This is a genomic window from Brevibacterium sp. Mu109 (assembly GCF_900169375.1).
GTDB lineage: Bacteria > Actinomycetota > Actinomycetes > Actinomycetales > Brevibacteriaceae > Brevibacterium > Brevibacterium yomogidense_A.
In genome coordinates this window covers 1-2,494 of the sequence record NZ_FXZF01000078.1, presented here as the reverse complement: position 1 = coordinate 2,494, position 2,494 = coordinate 1, and the positions used below count along the sequence as shown (strand labels likewise).

The 2,494-nt window shown below is 63.1% G+C and carries 2 protein-coding genes; both read left to right on the top strand.

The features are described 5' to 3' along the window. The first annotated feature begins 37 nt into the window (after positions 1-37). Positions 38-1,240, top strand: a complete 1,203-nt coding sequence (gene glyA, locus BSP109_RS16445) for a serine hydroxymethyltransferase (protein WP_308297927.1) — start codon at positions 38-40, stop codon at positions 1,238-1,240. Positions 1,241-1,265: 25 nt separating this feature from the next. Further along, positions 1,266-2,462, top strand: a complete 1,197-nt coding sequence (locus BSP109_RS16440; protein WP_180959803.1) for a condensation domain-containing protein — start codon at positions 1,266-1,268, stop codon at positions 2,460-2,462. Positions 2,463-2,494: the final 32 nt, after the last annotated feature.

Below are 2,494 nucleotides of genomic sequence, written 5' to 3'. Positions count from 1 at the left end.
TGCATGGCAGGGCCTTGGGTGTGAGGGATCTTGGAGAATTTCCATCATCACCCAAGGCCCGCCTCTCATTCATCACCGACACACTGGGTGCAGAGACCCTGCTACGCACTCTGAAACCGGAAGAGCCGGATATCCGGGCCGTCGCTACTATGGCGGATGTGCCCATATCGATGAGATTGAACGTCTCGCGATTGATCGGGCTCGGAAGCTGTTCTCGGCCGACCACGCAAATGTGCAGCCGCACTCTGGAGCTCAGGCGAACGCCGCTGCGTTCGGCGCCCTGATGAAACCTGGTGACACGGTGATGGGTTTGGCCCTTTCCCACGGCGGGCACCTCTCACACGGCACGACAATGAATGCTTCAGGAACCTTCTACAAAGCTGTCCGATATCACCTGGATTCCGATACCGGGCTGGTGAACTTGGAGACCGTGGCCCGTCTCGCGCGCCAGCATCGACCGCGAGTCATCGTTGCAGGGTGGACAGCCTATCCGAGGACGGTTGACTGGGCCGGGTTCCGACATACCGCCGACGAGGTCGGCGCCTTTCTCGTCGCGGATATGGCACACCTTGCTGGCCTGATCGCAGCCGGTGTGTACCCCTCGCCGGTGCCGTATGCCGATGTCGTCACCAGCACGACCCACAAGACTCTCGGAGGTGCGCGCGGTGGGCTGGTCCTCTGCCGGGGCTCACTGGCCGACCGAATCGACGCGGCTGTTTTCCCCGGGCACCAAGGCGGAGCGCTCAATCAGAGCATCGCCGCCAAGGCTGCCACCTTCCATCTCGCCGGCCGACCTGGGTTTGTCGAGCGCCAACGGCGAACACTTCAAGGCGCGAAGATCATCGCCGAGCGGCTCTGTCAGCCCGACATCAGATCATCGGGGATCCAGGTGGTGACCGGTGGCACTGACTGTCATCTCGTGTTGCTTGATTTGTCCGAAGCAATAGAACAAGGCCAGTTCACCGACGGTGCAGACGCAGAACAGTATCTGGAGAGTATTGGCGTGACAGTCAATCGCAATACGGTTCCGAACGAGACGCGCACATCCCGTCGACCTTCTGGGCTTCGGCTGGCCACTTCGGCCCTTGCGACTCGCGGTTTCGACGACTCCGCCTTCGCCGAGGTCGCCGAGATCCTGGCCGACGCCCTAACCCGAGCGGAGAACGGTCCCAGCCTCGCGAGCCGCGTCTCCGCACTGGCCAACCGGTATCCGCTCTATGCCACAACCAGCCTGCCCTGAGCACCCATACACTTCAAGGAGATCCATGTCGTCCAACGTTGATCGAGCTGTCCCGTTAGGGTCATCGTCTGAGGCCGACGCGCGTCCGTCGGACATCATCGCGGACTTGATTGCCGCGCGGCTCGGCTGCGATGTCAGAGCTCTCAGCGACGATGCCGAGCCGTTGAAGCTCGGCCTCGACTCGCTCGGGATGATGTCCGTCATCAACCAGGCACGCCGACTGGGAGTATCGGCCACCTTTGAGCAGCTCGCGGAGCGCCCGACTTTCGGCGCCTGGCGGCAGTTGCTCGATGCCCCGCGCGCCGAGCCCGAGGCTGTGGACCCGGCACCACCGGTGAGTCCTGGCGAGCCGTTCGACCTGGCGCTCATGCAGCATGCATATTGGGCCGGACGAGACGCGGACATGGAGTTCGGAGGTGTGGCAACGCATCTGTACAACGAGTTCGATGGCCCCTGCATCGATACGGACCGACTCGACAGAGCCGTGCGGCTGCTCTTAGAACGCCATGGGATGCTCCGAGTCGCGATCGGCGACGACGGGCGGCAGCGTATTCTCCCGCAGCCGGCGTGGCCGGGCCTCACCATTCATGATCTGCGTGACCTCGATGACGCGGAGCAGGCTGCCGCGTTGGAACGTGTTCGTCACGAGGCCTCACATCGACAACTCGATATCGCGTCCGGACAAGTATTCGATGTCGCGGTGTCGCTGGTGAGTGAGAGCAGAACGCGATTGCACGTCAATCTCGACATGATTGCCGCCGATGCAGCCAGCTTCAGGGTCCTCATGGCCGATCTCGCTACCTACTATCACGACCCGGACTCCGTACTGCCGAGCCTGACGTACAGCTTCCCTCAGTATCTTGCCGACCGCCGTCAGGCGGAACAGTCCGAGACTCACACGCGGGAGTATGCCGAGGCTCGCGACTGGTGGCAGGCACGGTTGCCCACACTGCCTGGTGCTCCTGACCTGCCGCGTCTGAGGCAGACACCCGGGCGGACGCCGACGCGCGTGCAGCGGCTGCACCACTGGTTGAACCCGGTTGAACGCGAACGGTTGGAACATATCGCGCGAAAGCATGGCGTGACGCCGGCAATGGCATTGGCGACCGCCTTTGTCGAGGCCATTGGCGGCTCTTCGCGGTTCGTGGTGAATGACCCTGCTGTGGCGGGTATTCACGCTACGGTTCTCGCGGCGCTGGTGAGCAGGATACGCGTCCGGTAGTTCTCCGCGTTGCGGAATCCGCGGCCGGTGCG